Consider the following 18,087-nt stretch of genomic DNA (forward strand, 5'->3'; position numbering starts at 1 on the left):
GTTCAGATAATTATGAAGTGTGGACAGAACAAACTATAACAGGATTAGAAAATGGTTATTATAGAGTAGAAGCATATACTGCTAGTGGAGGCGGACAAGAAGAACATTATATTTATGCTAATGATTTTGGAGGTACTGGTGCCAAAACCAGTATCCCTGTCAGTGATGATTTCAGAAAAGTAGTACTAAATTTTGAAGTAACTAATAATCAAGTTACTTTAGGATTTTATTCTAAAGGTAATGCTGGTAATTGGTCAAATTATGACTGTATTACTATAGCTAATGATGAAAATAAGTATACTTTTCTTAAAGGTGGAGACCTAACAATGGTAAATTGGCTAGAAGATGAAGGTGCTGTTTTTTATGATGAAGAAGGAGAAGCTAGAGATGTTTTTCATATTTTAGCTGAAAATGGCTTCAATTTTGTAAGGCTTAGAACACATAATGATGTGGGAAGAGAACATGGTTCAATAACAAATCCAGATTATTATCTACCAGATGGATATCAAAATACAGAAGATCTTCTTGATTTAGCATTAAGATCTAAAGAAATGGGTATGCAGATTGAAGTTACTCTTAATTATAGTGATTGGTGGCCTAATGCAGGAACACAGGAGATACCTTCCTCTTGGCGCAGTGAAATTGAAGGATTAAATGAAGAAGAATCTGTAGCAAAATTAGAAGAGCTTATTTATGATTATACAAAAGACATCATGAGAAAGTTAGCAGATCAGGGAACAACTCCTGAATTTATTTCTTTAGGCAATGAAATGCAAAATGGAATATTATATCCTTATGGAAGCACTGTCAACTTTGAAAATCTTGCTAAATTCTTAAATGCTGGTTATAGAGCTGTAAAGGAAGTATCAACCAATACTGCAGTGGCAGTACATTTAGATATGGCTGGAAATACTAACAAGTATGTTACTTTCCTAGATAATTGTGAAAAATATAATGTTAATTATGATGTTATAGGAAGTTCATATTATCCTTTCTGGACTAAAAAGACAGTGGAGGAAATAATACCATGGTTTAATGATTTAGGTGAAAAGTATCAAAAACCAATATTAATTTTAGAAACAGGATATAATTGGAATCCTACAAAACCAGATGGATATCCAGGACAACTTGCTGATAATGGACCTGAAAGTCACCAATCTTCTCCTCAAGGGCAAAAGGAGTTCTTAGATGAATTATTTAATGGTATAAGAACTTCTGAAAAGAACTGGATAATTGGTGATTTGTACTGGGATCCAGTTATGATAGATCACGAAGGTATTGGTTGGGCTATGGAAAGAGGTCAGGCAGAAGATGGTAGTGAGGATAAAGCTGGAAGCAATGTGGTTTCTAATACTACTTTATTTGATTTTGATGGATATGCACTAAGGGCATTAAAATCTTTTAGAGATAACACGGAAGGATACACCACAGGAATGTTATCAGGAACTGTTGTAGGAACAGGTGGAAATAAGATTACTAATGCAAATGTAGTAATTGAAATAAATGGAGAAAAATATATTAGAAAAACTGATAAATATGGAAACTTCTTTATGGTGAATTTATCACCATGTAATGAAGTGAAGATTTCTGTAAGTAAAAATGGCTATGGCGATGCACAAGCAATTACTGAAATAAAGATTGGTGAAGTATCAAAAGTTAAACTTGAAGTAGGAAGTGGAAAAATAATAGGAAAAGTAATTGACAATAAAGGAAATGCTTTAGAAGGTGTGAAGGTATATAGTATATTAGATGGAGCTGAATTCTCTACATTTACAAGTGATGATGGCAGTTACACTTTAAGCGATATTCCAGAAGGAAAAGGATATACAATATACGCAACTAAGGAAGGGTATGCAGATGCTACTTGTGAAGATATAGACATAGTTAATGGAATAGTAACCAAAGATGTTAATTTTACATTATTAGTAAATTCAGCATCTTTAAGTGGAAGAGTTATTGATGAAGATGGTAAAGCAGTGGTGGATACAACAATATCTTTAGAGGGTCATAATGGATTTAAGTATACAGCTAACAGTAAGGAAGATGGAAGTTTTGAGATTTCTTATGTCAATGAAGGTAACTATACAATGACTATAAGTAAAGCTGGATATGAAACATTTGTAATGAAAGATTTAATGGTAAAAGCTGAAGAGGTAATATCTATTGAAGATATTATTTTGAATAAAGCTTTTGGGAAAATTATAGGAGTAGCAGTAGACTCTAATAATAACAGGCTATCTGATGTGGAAATATCTATTAGTTTGAAGAATGAAGAAAAATTTAATATTATAACAGATGAAAATGGATACTTTGTAGTTGATGAAGTTATTGATGGAGATGGCTATACTGTATCAGCTAAAAAAGATGGATACGGTGATAATAAAATAATTAATCTTCAAGTATTACCTAGCAAAGCTAGTGAAGTTATTATGAGGCTTTCTAGTAAGATAAGCATTAATAATGGTGATTTTGATTTGGGTAATTTAGATGGTTGGACTGTAATAGATGAGAATAATTCAGCATCAGCACAAGATAGGAGTAAAGGTGATAATGATGCACCATCAGGAAAGTATGCTTTATCATTATGGAATGATAAGCCATACATTGCTAAGGTAAGTCAAGAAGTTGCAGGCATTATTGATGGAAAATATGAGCTTTCAGCATATGTATATAATGGTGGAAATCAAAATAAAGCTAATATGTATATAAAGGATGGAGAAAATATAGCTGAATTTGAATTACCAAAAACAACTTATTGGACAAAAGTATCTATGGAAGTATGGATAGAAAATGAAACTATTGAAATAGGCTTTGATTTTGATGCAAAATCAGGATGTTGGGTACTAATCGATTCAGTACAATTAAACTTTATTACGGCTATAGATTATGAAAACTTAGAAAAAACTATCAAAGAATATGAAACTTTAATAGAAGAAAATTACACTCCAAATTCATGGAATATTTTTAAAGCTAATAAAGAAGTATTATCAGCAAAGATAGAAGAAGTAAAAAGTATTGATTTATCAAAATATACAGAAGAAAGCTCTATTGTTTTAAAAGATGCATTATATAAGGCATTAAATATTGAAGCAGATGAAAATGCTATGCAGGAAGCTGTAGATGAGGCAATATTAAAACTTGATGAAGCAATAAAATCTTTAGTAGAAAAAATAATAGAGCCGGATGTTGATGATGAAATAGAGGATGATGACAGCATAGGAGATTCTAGTAAAGATGAAGAAGATGATAAAGATCAAAATCCAGTAATTGAAGACACTAAAAAAAATCCTACTATAAATGATAATATAAGAAAAGAAGAGTCAACAGAAAAGGATAAAGGCACTGGTAAGCTTCCTAAAACAGGAAAAGAAAGTGGATTAATATTTATATCATTTGCAGCAGTAATTATTGGAACAACCTTTCTTAAAAAAAGAAAGAAGGCATAAATAAAAGGTATCGTGTCAAATAAACTTTGACATGATACCTTTTTTATTACACAAAATTATCTATAGTTCTAAAGACTGAAATATATGTTTTTTTATGCCATTAGTAATACATCTGTTGCCTTTATTATGGCAGTAGCTTCAGTACCAACAGTTAAATCAAGTTCATCTACAGCTTCAAGACTTATTGAAGATGTAATGACTACCTTTGAAGGAAGCTCTACTTTTACAATGGCATTAACAGCACCTCTATTAATCTCAATAATTGTACCAGAAAGCTTGTTTCGTGCGCTTAATGTTAAGTGACCTCTACCAATTAATACTGATGTAGCTTTAATGACAGCTGTTACTTCTTTTCCCACAGTTATATCTAAATCATCAATAGATTCTAAAGTAATTGATGATGTAAGATGTTGTCCATTAGAAAGTTCTACTTTTACAATACCATTAACAGCCCCTCTAGTAACATCTGTAACCTTACCAATAAATTTATTTCTTGCACTTAATTTCATTTCAATATCTCCTCACACAAGTTTTATATGATAATTATACATAATATGGAATAATAAAACAATTATTTAAAAGAAAAATATATGTTCTTTAGGAAATTCAAGTTTTATCATACTACCTATCTTTAAATCAAAGTTTTCTTTCTTTAATTTTATGTTGATGTTGCCAGTAGCAAGAGGAGAATTTAATGAAATAGTAATATCAAATGGATTCTCTAAGATATCTGATACTTGAAAAGTAAATACATTTACAGAGCTATTAACATCAGCTACCAATATATTGTGAGAACGTATGCCCATATAGTCAATGTTTTCTGGTACTTCATGGTTTAAAATAAACTCATAGCCCCAGTCAATGGCGTAAACTTTATTATCAGAAATTTTCTTTACCTTTGAAATATTTTTGCAACCTGTTAGTTTTGCTTCAACAAGAGATTTAGGGAAGTTAAATAAATCATCTTTATCTCTTTTGTTTAAAGCAATTCCTTTATTGAAGACAAGTATATTTGAACATACTCGATAACATTCTTCTATATCATGGGTAACAAATATAATGTCACCACTATAATCCTTCAAAGTATTTAGAAGCTCTTTTTCCATGCTATGGCGAAGATGATGATCTAAGGCGGAAAAAGGTTCATCTAGCAGTAATATTTCTGGTGATGTTATTAAAGCTCTTGCCAAGGCAACTCTTTGTTGTTGTCCACCTGATAGTTGCCATGGATATCTTTTATTTAATCCAGTTAAATGAAATTTTTCTATGTATTCATTACAAAGATTTTTCTTTTCCTGCTTAGATAAGTTTTTTAAGGCTATGCTTAAATTTTCTTCTATAGTCATATTAGGAAATAAAGCGTAATTTTGAAATAAATATCCTATTTTTCTTTCTTGTGGTGGAATATTAATTTTTTTTTGAGAGTCAAATAAGATTTTATTATTGATAATAATTTTGCCTTTATCAGGCCTCTCTAAACCTGCAATACATTTTAAGCACATGCTTTTTCCAGAGCCAGATTCACCTAAGAATCCTAGAGAACCACAATTATTATTGAAACTTGTTTTTAGTTTGAATGTGCCAAGGTCTTTTTCTATACTAATTTCTAGAGACATTTATCTTCCTCTCTTCCCAGTAATTTTTAAGTTATGTTCAGACCAGTAATTTAAGATCATTATCATAATAAAAGAAATAAAAACAATTATGGCTACCCATTTAAGTGCAGTAGACATATTGCCACTTTCTACTGCAAAGAATATAGCTAGAGGCATAGTTTGAGTCTTATCAGGAATATTACCAGCAATCATCAACGTGGCGCCAAATTCTCCCATTGCTCTAGCAAAAGATAATACTAAACCTGCAATTATACCAGGCCAGGCAAGAGGAATAGCTATTTTATAAAAGATTTTAAATTCACTTAAACCTAAAGTCCTAGCAGCAGATAGAATATTAGGGTCTATTTGTTCAAAAGAGGAACGAGTAGTCCTATACATCATGGGAAAAGCAACGACAGTTGCTGCGATGACAGTAGCACTCCATGAGAAAATTATATTAGTATCAAAAAGCTTTAATAGTTTTCCAACAGGACCATTCTTTCCACAAATAAGCAATAAGAAAAATCCCAAGACTGTTGGTGGTAAAATCAGAGGAAGGGTAAAGATGCCATCAATAAATCCCTTAAGCCTTCCTTTGTAATTAACGACTAAGTAGGATACTGATATACCTAAGATAAAGGTAATTAGTGTAGCTAGCAAGGATGTTTTTATTGATATCCATAAAGGTGAAAAATTCATAGCATCATACCTCCTTGGAAAATTCTACTCTACAGACTTGTAGCCGTATTTTTCAAATATTTCTTGAGCTTCGTCAGTGAATAAGAAATCTTCAAATGCTTTAGCAGCATCAATATCATCACTATCTTTAATAATAGCAACAGGATAAGTAATTGGTGAATGGTATTCTTCAGAAATAGTTTCTACAATTTTTACACCATCGCTACTTAAAGCATCACTTAAATAGACGAAGCCAGCATCAGCATTACAAGAAGCAGTCCACGCTAATACTTCTTTAACATCTTTAGCAAAGACAAGTTTATTATTTAAGCTATCTTTAATAGCAAGAGAAGTTAAAGTCTCATCAGCATACTTACCAGCAGGAACGCTAGAAGGTTCACCAAGGGCAATTTTAGATACTGCATCAGAATTTAAGCTATCAATAGAACTGATTTCACTATCATTGCTTGTAACAAGGACTAAAGAATTCTTTACTAAGTCTTTATTAGTACCATCTAAAAGCAATCCTTCTTCTTCTAAGGCAGTCATCTGCTTTTCTCCAGCTGAAATAAACAAATCACAAGGTGCACCTTGTTCTATTTGTTGTTGAAGTGAGCCAGAAGAACCATAATTTATAACAAAAGAAACTTCAGGATTTTTACTTGTATAGGCAGCTTCTAAGTCAGCCATAGCTTCTTTTAAGCTGGCTGCAGCTGAGATATTAAGCTCAATTGTTTTATCTTCTTTTTTCGTTGAAGAAGAGCATCCTGTTAATAATAATGATAAGCAACATAAAGTTGATAAGAATTTTAATCTTTTAATCATAATAAAAACCCCTTTATTTAATAAATTTTATAAAATATAATTAGTTTTGTTATGTTTTAATATATTTCAATATGTTTTGTCATAAATGTTAATATAGCATGAAAATAATGAAATTTCAATAAAATAGCATAAAAAAATAATACATGATAAAATGATTATAGTCTAAGGAGGCAGAAGTATTTATGGAAAATAAAGAAGCATTAAATGCCATGGAGGTAGCAGAGCTATTAAATATAACTAAAAACACTGTATATGAACTTGTTAAGAGAGGAGAGATCCCAGCATATAAGGTTGGAAAAAAACTAAGAATTGATAAAAGCGATGTAAAAGAATATATAGATAATCAAAAGCATAAAAAATTAGTTAGTAAAAGCAAAGTAAAAAAGATAAATGAAGCAGAAACTGATGATAAAGATGATTCTATAGTAATAACAGGACAAGATATAATTTTAGATATTTTGGCAAATTTAATTCAGACAGAAGGTTATAGAGTATTAAGATCAAATATGGGAAGCTATAGGGGATTACATAGCCTTTATATGGATGAAGTTACATTATGCACAAGTCATATGTGGGATGGTGATAGTGATACTTATAATGAACCTTATGTAAAGAGGATTGTACCAGGAACAGCTTGTGTAATAATAAATTTAGCTTATAGAATTCAAGGTTTTTATGTTAAAAAGGGAAATCCTAAAAAAATTACTAAGTGGGAAGATATAGCAAAGGATGGAATTAGACTTATTAATAGAGAAAAAGGTGCTGGAACTAGAGTACTATTAGATGAGAAGATAAAAAAGTTAGGCATTAGTGTAAAGATGATAGCAGGCTATGATAATGAAGAAACTTCACATCTATCTATTGCCAGTGCTGTAGCTAGAGGTGACGCAGATGTAGGTATAGGCACTGAAAAGGTGGCTCTTCAGGTTGGGGCAGTTGATTTTATACCTATGCAAAAGGAAAGATATGATTTAGTTATAAAAAAAGAAAAATTGGCAGATGAAAAATATGCAAGAATCCTTGAAATAGTAAAGAGTAGCCAGTTTAAAAAGGAAATTGATGGATTAGGTGGATATGATACTAAAGATACAGGTAAAATAATGGCAATAACTTAAGTAATATAATATAATTTATATAATAATATTTACAAAGGAGTTTCAAAGAATGGATAATTTAAAAGCACTTAAGAAGCAGCTTAAAGAAGATATAATTACATATGATTGCATTGATTATGTTGATGAAGATGGAAAAATTATTGAATATGTAGAAGTTACAATGGTAGATAAGATAATAGATGTGCCAATGAGTTTAAAGGAAGTTAATATAGGATTATTGGTAAATAGGATAATTGAATTAGGATTATATAAATAAAAAAAGTATACGTTCCCTTTATAGTAGGTATATATGATAATATACTGGAGCTATAGAGGGAGCGTTTTTTTATTATTGTACAGTTACATAATTAAATGATAGTAGCTGAAGAAAAATCTAATGTTTTTTAGATAACTTTAGCAGTTAAGGAATAAAAGCAGAAAGAATAATGAAAAATAAGTATATTAAATATTTATCATTATTAAGGAGAGGACAATATGAAAGTAGTAAGATCTACCTGTAATTACTGCTCAATAGCATGTAATTTTGATTTTAATGTAAATGAAAAAAACTTTATAAATGCAGTGAAGCCTACCGAGGATTATCCAGTGAATGCAGGGTTTTGCTGTGTAAAGGGACTTAACCTAGATAAGCAAAACACTAAATTTGAAAATCCTGTATTGCCTATATTAAAAGATAAAAAAGGAGATTTAAAACAGATTTCATGGAAAGAAGCTTTTAATATATTTGCTGACCGTGTAAAAAAGATTCAAAAAGAAAATGGTAAAGAAAGTTTTGCGTTTTTAAGTACAGGGCAACTATGTACTGAAGAGATGGCCCTTATAGGACATATAGGAAGAACTTTTTTAGGTGGTAATGGTGACGGTAATACTAGACTTTGTATGGCCACATCAGTGGTGGCATATAAGCAAAGTTTTGGATTTGATGCACCACCGTATACTTTAAAGGATTTAGAACTGTCAGATGTAATAATATTTTTTGGTAGTAATCCAGTGGTGTCTCATCCTATATTATGGGGAAGAGTATTAAAAAATAAAATTAAAGATAAAAAAATTATAGTAATAGATCCAAGAAGAAGTGAGACTGCTTGTAATTCAGATATTTGGATAGATCTTAAACCGAAAAGTGATTTATATCTTATATATGCCATAGCAAATGTACTTATTGAAAACAATTGGATTGATGAGAATTTTATCAAAAATTATACAGAGGATTTTGAAGGATTTAAAGAGCATATTAAAAAATATGACATAAATGATGTAGAAGGATATACTGGAATTTCTAAAGGTAGAGTTAAGGAATTAGCAGAAATAATACATAAAGGTAAAAATGTATCATTTTGGTGGACTATGGGGATAAATCAAGGGCATCAAGCTGTAAGGTCAGCACAAGGAATTATAAATTTAGCTTTAATGACTGGAAATATAGGAAGGCCAGGTACAGGAGCAAATTCTATAACAGGACAATGTAATGCTATGGGTTCAAGAGCATTTAGTAATACTACAGGGCTTTATGGTGGAGGAGAGTATACAGATGAAAATAGAAGAAAAGTGGTGGCAAAAGCTTTAGATATTGATGAAAAAATTTTACCTACAAAACCAACATTACCTTATAATGTCATAATAGATAAGATAAATTCAGGTGAAATCAAAGCATTATGGATAGTTGCTACTAATCCAATTGTATCATGGATAAATAATTTAGATTTTAAAAAAGCAGCTGAAAAACTAGAGTTTTTAGTTGTACAGGATATTTATAGTGATACTGATACAGCTAGGTATTGTGATTTATTTTTACCATCAACTAATGGATTGAAAAAAGAAGGAGTAATTATAAATACAGAAAGAAGGCTTTCTAAATTAGATCCTGTTCTTCCAAAAATGGAAAATGAATTATCAGATTATGATATAGCTTTAGGTATAGGTGAAGCTTTAGGAATGGGAAAACTTCTAGATAAATGGAGAACACCAGAGATAGCCTTTAATACTATTAAGCAATGTACTAAAGGAAGTCCTTGTGACATAACTGGAGTAACATATGAAAATCTTAAAAATTCTAGAGGAATACAATGGCCATTTAGAGAAGGAGAAAAATTAGAAATAGATGAAAGAAGGCTTTTTGAAGATAAACATTTTTATACTGCCAGTGGAAAAGCAAAATTTATTTATGAAGATATAGAGGAAGTTAAATATAAGCAAAATGAAGAATATCCATATTTACTTAACACAGGCAGAGCTACTGTAGGTCAATGGCATACACTAACAAGGACAAGAGAAATACAGGATGTATATGCTATTTCAGTTAAAGAAGGGTATGTAAATATGAACCCTGATTTAGCAGAAGAATTAGGTATAAATGAAAATGAAAAGATAAAGATAGTATCACCAAATGGAGTGATAAATTATTTCATTGTTAAATTTAGCAGGACTGTAAAGAAAGATCATTTATTTGCACCAATGCATTATGTAGAGGCAAATTCAGTGCTGCCATCTATCTTTGATAAGTATTCAAAAGAGCCTAGTTTTAAATATGTACCAGTTAACATAGAAAAAGTATATTAGGAGAAAAGCTATGAAAAGGATAAAGATTGATAGGAAAAAATGTATAGGATGTTTAACATGTACTACAGCATGTAAAGTGGCTCATGGAGGAAGAGATACAAGAGGTCATGTAGTAATTAATAGTCAAGGAAATTATGCACCAATTTATTGTAGGCACTGTACAAGACCAGAATGTGTTTATGCATGTCCTACTGGTGCAATGCAAAAAGATAATGAAACTGGCTATGCACTTTATGATAAAAGCAGATGTGCAACATGTTTTATGTGCATAATGGCATGTCCTTATGGAGTATTAAAAATGGATTATCAGACCAATAGAGAAGTTATGAAATGTGATATGTGTCTTACTGTCAAAGAACAGACTCCACAGTGTGCAGCAAAATGCCCAATGGGAGCATTAACCTTACAGGAGGTGGAATCATAAGATGGCATATGTAGTAGTAGGTGCTTCAGCTGCTGGAATAAATGCAGCTAAGACTTTAAGAGAAATAAATAAAGATATAGAAATCATCTTAGTATCAAAAGATGAATATGTATATTCACGTTGTATTTTGCATCATTTCTTAGATGGACGCCGTGATATAGAAGATTTAGACTTTTCTCCAGGAGAGTTTTTCAAAAAATATGATATTAAATGGATGAAGGGCGTGGAAGTAACAGGCATTGATACGAAAGAAAAAAAGCTTAAACTAGATAATGGAGAAGACTTGCCATATGAAAAGGTAGTATTGGCAACAGGTGCATCATCATTCCTGCCTCCAATAGAAAATTTGCGTACTGCCAATAATGTAATAGGATTAAGAAATTTAGATGATGCCATAAGGATAAAAGAAATAGCTCCAAAAGTTAAAAATATTATTATACTAGGAGCAGGTCTTGTTGGTGTAGATGCAATGGCAGGTCTGTTAGATTATGATGCCAAAGTAACTATGATAGAAATGGGAGATAGGATATTACCACTGCAACTAGATCATTATGCAGCCAATGTATATATTGAAAGGTTGAAAGAAGAAGGAGTGGATTTTAGATTTAATGTAAGAGCAGAAAAAGTAATTGTTGATGAAAATAATAATCCTGTGGCAATAAAATTGAATACTGGTGAAGAAGTTCCAGGAGAACTTATCATTGCATGTACAGGTGTAAGGTCTAATGTAGGTTTTCTAGAAGGTTCGGGTATTGAATGTGATAAATTTGGCTTAATATTTAATCCTAAAGGAGAAACAAATGTTAAAGATGTTTATGGAGCAGGAGATATAAGTGGAAGAAATCCTATATGGCCAACTGCAGTAAAGGAAGGATTAATTGCAGCCAACAATATGTGCAATAAGGATATATATATGGAAGATTTTTTTGGTAGTAAAAATACTATGAATTTTTGTGGTGTAGCAACAATGTCCTTAGGAACTGTTATTAAGCCAGATGATACTTATGAAGAAGCTGTAGAGATAAAAGGAAAGGATTATAAAAAGATTATACATAAGAATGGAACAATTTATGGAGCAATAGTTCAAGGAGACTTATCATATGTAGGTGTATTAACACAGCTTATAAAAGATAAGATAAATATAGATAGGGTTAAGAAACCAATATTCCAAATTGATTATTCTGACTTCTTTAACGAAAAGGAAAATTTAGAATTTGTATATTAGGGGTTATATGTATGTTTGGTATTCCTTTAATTGAGTGGATAGGATATTTAGCATCAATATTAATAGCCATATCCATGTTTATGAAAGATATAGTTAAATTGAGATTTATTAATCTTGTAGGATCTTTACTTTTTGCTTTTTATGGATTTAGCATCAAAGCATATCCAGTGGCAATAATAAATTCAATAATAGTTTTTATAAATATATATTATTTATATAAATTATATAATAAAAATTAAAATTTTTAGTAAATGTTTTCATAAATATAAGTTAAGCTGAATATATCTTTTTATATAAGGAAATAAAAAAAGTTATGTATAAAAAACTTATTTTTGTAAAAGATAAGTTTTATTAAATCAATTTAGGAGGTTTTGGTTATGAACAATTATTCTCAAATGGACATTACTTCATATTTAGCAAAGTATATTGATGAAAACGGATGTAGCTTTGAACAGGCATGTGAGGATTTAGAAATTGATGAAACCCAGCTTTCAAGTGAAAAAGATGAGGACGAAATGTATTAATTAAGCATAAAGTTAAAACCTATTGATAAGAAATAATTATCAATAGGTTTTAATTTTTCTTAGTTACATAAATATAATAATATCAACATTAAAATAATAATTATTTTGTGAAGAGATGCATATATTGTAAAAAGTATATGTTATATTTAAATTGGTAAATAAAGTAAACTAATATATTTTAATACAAAAATAGTTTTAAAATCTGTTAAAAGTTTATAGGTGGTTAGGTGATTAATAAAAAGAAAGTTTTTGTAAAAGAATTAGATTGTGTAGTAATAAAGACAATTATTAATTATTTTCAATTTATATAAGGGGGAAATTATATGTTAAATGCTAAGTACAAGGTAGAAAAAATGTTTTTGAAGCAAGTATTTAATTACTTACAAAAGAATCCAGAAGAAAATCTAGAAAAAATAATGAAGTGGATTAGAAAGTTTGATACAGAACATTTATATGATGCTCAATATGATGTTATTGAAGGTTATTTAGCAGAAAAAGATAATAATTGGAGGCAACTGATGGTGAGAATGACCAAAGAGATAAATCCAAACATATTACAAACAGTATTTACAAATTTCTTACTTAATGCAGCAATAAAAGGATGGGGAGAAATTGAAAGAAATAAAGAAAAGTATGGTTATGATATACCATTTACAATTTTAGTAGATCCAACTACTGCATGTAATAAAAAATGTATTGGTTGTTGGGCAGCTGATTATAATAAGGCTTTAAATTTATCTTTTGAACAATTAGATAAATTGTTCACTGAAGGAAAGGAACTGGGAATATACTTCTATATAATGACTGGAGGAGAGCCTCTAGTAAGGAAAAAGGATATATTAAGGCTTGCTGAAAAACATGATGATTGTGTATTTATGATATTTACTAATGGAACACTTATTGATCAACAATTTTGCGATGATTTATGTAGATTAGGTAATATAGTACCTACTATAAGTGTAGAAGGATTTGATGATGCTACCGATGGAAGAAGAGGAAAAGGTTCATGGAAAGATATAATGCGAGCAATGGATTTAATGAAGTCCAATAAAGTTCCTTTTGGATTCTCTACTTGCTTTACAACAGCAAATTGCGATAGCGTCTTAAGTGATAAATTTATTGATTTAATGATAGATAAAGGTGCATTTTTCTCATGGTATTTCACTTTCATGCCAGTTGGATGTGGCACAGATATATCATTAATGGCTAATCCAGATCAAAGAGAAAAATTATATAGGACTATTCGTGGATGGAGAAGTAATAAAGCTATCTTTAATATGGATTTCTGGCATGATGCTGAATATGTTGGGGGATGTGTGGCTGGAGGAAGACGTTATTGTCATATCAATGCCAATGGAGATGTTGAGCCATGTGTATTTTGTCATTACTCAGGAGCTAATATTAAAGAAGTATCATTGGTAGAAGCTTTAGGACAACCACTATTTAGAGAGTATCAAAAAAATCAACCTTTTAATAAAAATCAATTTAGACCATGCCCTATATTAGATAATGCACCTAAAATTGCAGAAATGGTTAAGAATTCAGGGGCTAAATCTACAGAATTTATTAATCCAGAAGATGTAGATGATTTATGCAACAAGACCATTGAGTATGGAAAGATATGGGCTAAGAGGGCAGAACCATTATGGGAAGAAAATTTAAGATGTAAAAAAGGTTGTGCTAGTTGTAGTAAAAAAGATGAAAAAAATAATTATATGAAAGTATAATATTTAGTTTTTAGGGGGATGCCATAATACATTGACTTATAGAAATTTATAAATATTGAAAAATATTATATAAAAAAGTAAGATGGAGTTTAAAAATAAATCTCCATCTTACTTTTTATAATAAATCTTCATTATAAGTAGCACGAATACCACCAATGAATTTAGGTCTTGTCCTAGCAGCCAGCAAAATAGCACTTCCAATATGGTCAAGGCTTAAACGCAAAGGTACAGCAACTTCTTTTAAGTGCATGCCAATAAGAGTTCCACCAATATCTATACCAGCATCAGCTTTGATATGCTCTATAGCCACAGGATCCTTAAAAGTATTATAAGCAGTTGTGGCAAATGATCCACCAGCCTTAGGCTGAGGAACGACATTAACATTATCATAAAGTGGAACTGCTGCACGTTCCACAATGATAGCTCTATTTAAATGTTCACAGCATTGAGCTGCTAAATATATATTTTTGGCAGATAGTACTTCATATATTCCTTTAAAAATAGCATCAGCAGTTTCAAGGCTTGAATGTGTACCAATTAACTCTCCTGTTACTTCACTAGAAGAACAGCCAATAATAACGATATTTCCTTGTTTAAGTTTAGCTTTTTCACATAATTCTTCTGTAGCTTTTTTAGCTTGGTTATAAATAGAATCTAATAATTCAGACATATATTTTATTCTCCTTTAAAAGCATGATTTTTAAGAAATTATTTCTATATTATATTGTTATTATATCTCATAAAAATATGATTATAAATATGAGCATACATATAAATCACAATAATTCAAATAATATAAGTGAATAATTATAAGGAGTGTTTATCTTGCATCATTAAATGCAAGTTTAGCTGGTTATGGAGGAATTATTGCACAATGTGAAAATCAGCAATTACGTGCCACTATACAAGAAATGAGAAATAAAGATGAAGTACGCCAATATCTTCTTTTTACAAAAGCAAAAGAAAAGGGCTACTATATTCCAGCACAGCAAGCAACACCTGAAGAAATTGCTACTGTAAAGCAACAAATGTCTCAAGGATAATATTATAAATATTAAATAAAATAAATTTTATAAAAAATACAGGTAGTTAATAATAATATATTTAACTATCTGTATTTTTATATTGAAAAATGGGATGTAATGTTGTTTGCCCATATCTTCCAGCAAAGCATATTGAAGACTGGGGATTAGAAGATCCTACAGGAAAATGTGATGAAGAATTTATTAATACTTCTAAAATTATAGAAAGCAAAATTAAAGATTTAGCAGAAAGAATAAAGAATAATAATTTATAAGAGACCTAAAAAATTAACTGCCCCCTGTCTACTTTACAGTGGCAGTTAAAAGTAGGTCTCTTTTATTATAGGTTATTAACAGTTTTATTTAATTTATTGTTGGTGATATAGTGCTTAAAATAAATAGTTACGTATTTCTTATAAGTAGCTATTTATTTTTGGATAAAAGGATAATTGTTGTCTATAATTAAATTATTAAAATTATATTTAATAAATTTGCGTATATATTATTATAAAAACAACACTTTTACATATAAAAACAACATTTTTACATATTTTATTATATTAATAAATAGTATAATTACTTTACATTGAAAAATTGTTAGAGGTGAGGGATAAATATGGCAATAATATATAATGAAGATAAAAAAGTATTTAATATAAAATCTAAAAATACAAGCTATGCATTAATGGTAGCTGATACAGGTCATTTAATACATTTATACTGGGGAAGAAAGCTAGAATCTAATAAGTTAGATTATATTTTTAAGAAATATGGTAAAGGAAGCTTTCTAGCTGATACAGATAATATTGATAATTTTAGTATAGAATTAAATACAGTTGAATATCCAACATATGGTCATACTGATTTACGTTCTCCTGCAATAGAAATAAAATTAGCTAACGGAACAACACTTACTGATTTTAGATATGAAAATCACAGCATTTTTAGAGGAAAAAAGGAACTTAGAGGATTACCTGCTACGTATATGGAAAACGATATAGATGGAGAAACTTTAGAAATTACTTTAGTGGATAAATTAGCAGAATTAAGAATTGTTTTATCATATACAGTATTTGAAGAATATGATGCAATAACAAGAAGCTGTAGAGTTATAAATAACAGTAATAATAACGTTGAGATTTTAAGAGTTTTAAGTGCTAATGTTGATTTTAATAGTAATGAATTTGATTTAATTCAATTATCAGGAGCATGGGCTAGAGAAAGACATATGGTAAGAACTCCATTAAGAAGTGGAAATCAATTGATAGAAAGTAGAAGAGGGGCTAGTAGTCATGCTCAAAATCCATTTATAGCTTTAGCAAGTCATGATGCTAATGAAGAGTATGGAGATGTATATGGATTAAATTTAATATATAGTGGAAATTTTTTAGCTAATGTAGAAGTTGATATGTATAATAATTCAAGAGCACAAATAGGTATTAATCCTTTTGATTTTTCATGGCTTTTAGAGCCAAATGAAGAATTCCAAGCTCCGGAAGCAGTTCTTGTATATTCATCAAATGGGTTAACAGGAATGAGTCATATATTCCATGATTTATATAGAAAGAGACTATGTAGAGGGGTATATAGAGATAAAGAAAGACCTATATTAATTAATAACTGGGAAGCAACATATTTCAATTTTAATGGAGAAAAAATTAAGAGCATAGCAAAAGATGCAGCAGACCTTGGAATTGAATTATTTGTCTTAGATGATGGATGGTTTGGAACAAGAGATAATGACGATAGTTCATTAGGTGACTGGTTTGTAAATGAAGAAAAAATTCAAGGTACATTAAATGATTTAGCAAAAGATATAAATGAAATGGGATTAAAATTTGGTTTATGGTTTGAGCCAGAAATGATATCTCCTAAGAGTAAGTTATATGAAGAACATCCAGATTGGTGTATTCATGTTCCAGGAAGAACTAGAAATCAAGCTAGAAAGCAATTAATTTTAGATTTATCAAGAGAAGAAGTATGTGATGCTATAATAAAAATGCTTAAAGATGTATTAAAATCAGCACCAATATCTTATGTTAAGTGGGATATGAACAGAAACATGACAGAAATAGGATCAAGTAATTTACCAAGAGAAAGACAAAAAGAAGTAGCTCATAGATATATGCTTGGTTTATATAGAATTATGGAAACAATAACATCAGAGTTTCCAGAAATATTATTTGAAAGTTGCTCAGGGGGGGGTGGAAGATTTGATGGCGGAATGTTATATTATATGCCACAAACTTGGGCAAGCGATGATACGGATGCTATAGAAAGATTAAAAATTCAATATGGAACTTCTCTAGTATATCCAACAGTAACAATGGGAAGTCATGTGTCAGAAGTACCTAATCATCAAGTAGGAAGAATAACACCTCTAAGCACAAGAGCAGCTGTAGCAATGGAAGGAAGCTTTGGATATGAATTAGATATAAATAAAATGACCAGTGAAGAAAAGGAAGAAGTTAAAAAACAAGTAGAATTCTATAAAGAAATAAGACAAATATGTCAATTTGGAGATTTATATAGATTAAAAAATACTTTTGACGGAAATGATGCAGCTTGGATGCATTTATCAAAAGATAAATCGAAAGGTGTTATAACTTACGTTAAGCCATATGGTGAGGTTAATGTATTACCTAAGAGATTAAAGTTAAGAGGATTAGAAAAAGAAGCCATATATAAAGTTGTAGAAACTAATGAAGTATATGGCGGAGATGAATTAATGTACGTAGGATTATATATAGGAGAATTATTGGGAGATTATCAAAGTAGAGTTTGGACAATAGAAAAAATATAGATATAAAGGGGATGTATCGAAATAACTTTCGATACTAGCCGATAAAAAAAGGGGAATTCGAGTTTGAATTCCCTTTTTTGCATATAATATCGTTATGAAAAGCTTCAAAAAGAATGTGATACCTATGCAACAAATAGGTTTTCC

At 30.0% G+C, this 18,087-nt stretch carries 16 protein-coding genes and 1 pseudogene; 12 read left to right on the forward strand and 5 right to left on the reverse strand.

Translation table 11 applies throughout. The features are described 5' to 3' along the window. A partial coding sequence (locus tag Q5O29_RS03150) for a glycosyl hydrolase 53 family protein (protein ID WP_302631663.1) occupies nt 1-3,446 on the forward strand: 3,446 nt, incomplete at its 5' end. Nucleotides 3,447-3,538: 92 nt separating this feature from the next. Here the strand turns inward: Q5O29_RS03150 and Q5O29_RS03155 are convergent. The 4 genes from Q5O29_RS03155 to modA all read right to left on the reverse strand — a co-directional run bounded on the left by Q5O29_RS03155 (nt 3,539) and on the right by modA (nt 6,544). Next, complete coding sequence (locus Q5O29_RS03155; protein ID WP_022211558.1) at nt 3,539-3,955, reverse strand: molybdopterin-binding protein; 417 nt, start codon at nt 3,953-3,955, stop codon at nt 3,539-3,541. A 66-nt stretch (nt 3,956-4,021) separates the two neighbouring features. Further along, nucleotides 4,022-5,062 carry a sulfate/molybdate ABC transporter ATP-binding protein gene (locus Q5O29_RS03160; protein ID WP_022211559.1) on the reverse strand — a complete coding sequence of 347 codons (1,041 nt, stop codon included), beginning with the start codon at nt 5,060-5,062 and terminating at the stop codon, nt 4,022-4,024. Then, nucleotides 5,063-5,740 carry a molybdate ABC transporter permease subunit gene (gene modB, locus Q5O29_RS03165; protein ID WP_022211560.1) on the reverse strand — a complete coding sequence of 226 codons (678 nt, stop codon included), beginning with the start codon at nt 5,738-5,740 and terminating at the stop codon, nt 5,063-5,065. 24 nt (nt 5,741-5,764) lie between these two features. After that, nucleotides 5,765-6,544 (reverse strand): molybdate ABC transporter substrate-binding protein, encoded by a 780-nt coding sequence (gene modA, locus Q5O29_RS03170; protein WP_022211561.1) that lies wholly within the window; start codon nt 6,542-6,544, stop codon nt 5,765-5,767. Between the two features lie 182 nt (nt 6,545-6,726). On the opposite strand from modA, the gene Q5O29_RS03175 reads away from it, so the two are divergent. The 8 genes from Q5O29_RS03175 to Q5O29_RS03210 all read left to right on the forward strand — a co-directional run bounded on the left by Q5O29_RS03175 (nt 6,727) and on the right by Q5O29_RS03210 (nt 14,118). Further along, the gene (locus Q5O29_RS03175; protein WP_022211562.1) at nt 6,727-7,659 is read left to right on the forward strand and encodes a helix-turn-helix transcriptional regulator; all 933 of its coding nucleotides are present in this window, start codon (nt 6,727-6,729) and stop codon (nt 7,657-7,659) included. 49 nt (nt 7,660-7,708) lie between these two features. Beyond that, nucleotides 7,709-7,915, forward strand: coding sequence for a hypothetical protein (locus tag Q5O29_RS03180; RefSeq protein WP_022211563.1), 207 nt, complete (start codon nt 7,709-7,711; stop codon nt 7,913-7,915). A gap of 218 nt (nt 7,916-8,133) precedes the next feature. Next, entirely contained in the window at nt 8,134-10,218 is a 2,085-nt protein-coding gene (locus Q5O29_RS03185; protein ID WP_022211564.1) for a molybdopterin oxidoreductase family protein, read from the forward strand. Between the two features lie 10 nt (nt 10,219-10,228). Continuing rightward, the gene (locus Q5O29_RS03190; RefSeq protein WP_022166974.1) at nt 10,229-10,642 is read left to right on the forward strand and encodes a 4Fe-4S dicluster domain-containing protein; all 414 of its coding nucleotides are present in this window, start codon (nt 10,229-10,231) and stop codon (nt 10,640-10,642) included. A 1-nt stretch (nt 10,643) separates the two neighbouring features. Then, complete coding sequence (locus Q5O29_RS03195; RefSeq protein WP_022166975.1) at nt 10,644-11,867, forward strand: NAD(P)/FAD-dependent oxidoreductase; 1,224 nt, start codon at nt 10,644-10,646, stop codon at nt 11,865-11,867. A gap of 11 nt (nt 11,868-11,878) precedes the next feature. Next, complete coding sequence (locus tag Q5O29_RS03200) at nt 11,879-12,106, forward strand: YgjV family protein (protein WP_022166976.1); 228 nt, start codon at nt 11,879-11,881, stop codon at nt 12,104-12,106. Between the two features lie 138 nt (nt 12,107-12,244). Further along, nucleotides 12,245-12,391 (forward strand): hypothetical protein, encoded by a 147-nt coding sequence (locus Q5O29_RS03205; RefSeq protein WP_022211565.1) that lies wholly within the window; start codon nt 12,245-12,247, stop codon nt 12,389-12,391. Between the two features lie 323 nt (nt 12,392-12,714). Next, the gene (locus tag Q5O29_RS03210; RefSeq protein ID WP_022211566.1) at nt 12,715-14,118 is read left to right on the forward strand and encodes a radical SAM protein; all 1,404 of its coding nucleotides are present in this window, start codon (nt 12,715-12,717) and stop codon (nt 14,116-14,118) included. A 115-nt stretch (nt 14,119-14,233) separates the two neighbouring features. On the opposite strand, the gene Q5O29_RS03215 is transcribed toward Q5O29_RS03210, so the two are convergent. Beyond that, complete coding sequence (locus Q5O29_RS03215) at nt 14,234-14,788, reverse strand: TIGR01440 family protein (RefSeq protein WP_022211567.1); 555 nt, start codon at nt 14,786-14,788, stop codon at nt 14,234-14,236. A 133-nt stretch (nt 14,789-14,921) separates the two neighbouring features. Here Q5O29_RS03215 and Q5O29_RS03220 point away from each other — a divergent pair, with 133 nt between their 5' ends. The 3 genes and pseudogenes from Q5O29_RS03220 to Q5O29_RS03230 all read left to right on the forward strand — a co-directional run bounded on the left by Q5O29_RS03220 (nt 14,922) and on the right by Q5O29_RS03230 (nt 17,943). Further along, on the forward strand, nt 14,922-15,161 hold the full coding sequence (locus Q5O29_RS03220; RefSeq protein ID WP_308779194.1) for a spore coat protein: 240 nt from the start codon (nt 14,922-14,924) through the stop codon (nt 15,159-15,161). A gap of 86 nt (nt 15,162-15,247) precedes the next feature. Next, nucleotides 15,248-15,415: pseudogene (locus Q5O29_RS03225) on the forward strand (arsenate reductase ArsC); the annotation flags it as partial. A 341-nt stretch (nt 15,416-15,756) separates the two neighbouring features. Then, on the forward strand, nt 15,757-17,943 hold the full coding sequence (locus tag Q5O29_RS03230) for an alpha-galactosidase (RefSeq protein WP_022166982.1): 2,187 nt from the start codon (nt 15,757-15,759) through the stop codon (nt 17,941-17,943). Nucleotides 17,944-18,087: the final 144 nt, after the last annotated feature.

The organism is Clostridium sp. CAG:265, assembly GCF_000436575.1.
GTDB classification, from domain to species: domain Bacteria; phylum Bacillota; class Clostridia; order Clostridiales; family Clostridiaceae; genus Clostridium; species Clostridium lentum.

Bases quoted from the DNA above. Each gene is read 5' to 3' on its own strand.
- Q5O29_RS03155 (WP_022211558.1), bottom strand. From the start codon at position 3,955: ATGAAATTAAGTGCAAGAAATAAATTTATTGGTAAGGTTACAGATGTT.
- Q5O29_RS03160 (WP_022211559.1), bottom strand. From the start codon at position 5,062: ATGTCTCTAGAAATTAGTATAGAAAAAGACCTTGGCACATTCAAACTA.
- modB (WP_022211560.1), bottom strand. From the start codon at position 5,740: ATGAATTTTTCACCTTTATGGATATCAATAAAAACATCCTTGCTAGCT.
- modA (WP_022211561.1), bottom strand. From the start codon at position 6,544: ATGATTAAAAGATTAAAATTCTTATCAACTTTATGTTGCTTATCATTA.
- Q5O29_RS03175 (WP_022211562.1), top strand. From the start codon at position 6,727: ATGGAAAATAAAGAAGCATTAAATGCCATGGAGGTAGCAGAGCTATTA.
- Q5O29_RS03180 (WP_022211563.1), top strand. From the start codon at position 7,709: ATGGATAATTTAAAAGCACTTAAGAAGCAGCTTAAAGAAGATATAATT.
- Q5O29_RS03185 (WP_022211564.1), top strand. From the start codon at position 8,134: ATGAAAGTAGTAAGATCTACCTGTAATTACTGCTCAATAGCATGTAAT.
- Q5O29_RS03190 (WP_022166974.1), top strand. From the start codon at position 10,229: ATGAAAAGGATAAAGATTGATAGGAAAAAATGTATAGGATGTTTAACA.
- Q5O29_RS03195 (WP_022166975.1), top strand. From the start codon at position 10,644: ATGGCATATGTAGTAGTAGGTGCTTCAGCTGCTGGAATAAATGCAGCT.
- Q5O29_RS03200 (WP_022166976.1), top strand. From the start codon at position 11,879: ATGTTTGGTATTCCTTTAATTGAGTGGATAGGATATTTAGCATCAATA.
- Q5O29_RS03205 (WP_022211565.1), top strand. From the start codon at position 12,245: ATGAACAATTATTCTCAAATGGACATTACTTCATATTTAGCAAAGTAT.
- Q5O29_RS03210 (WP_022211566.1), top strand. From the start codon at position 12,715: ATGTTAAATGCTAAGTACAAGGTAGAAAAAATGTTTTTGAAGCAAGTA.
- Q5O29_RS03215 (WP_022211567.1), bottom strand. From the start codon at position 14,788: ATGTCTGAATTATTAGATTCTATTTATAACCAAGCTAAAAAAGCTACA.
- Q5O29_RS03230 (WP_022166982.1), top strand. From the start codon at position 15,757: ATGGCAATAATATATAATGAAGATAAAAAAGTATTTAATATAAAATCT.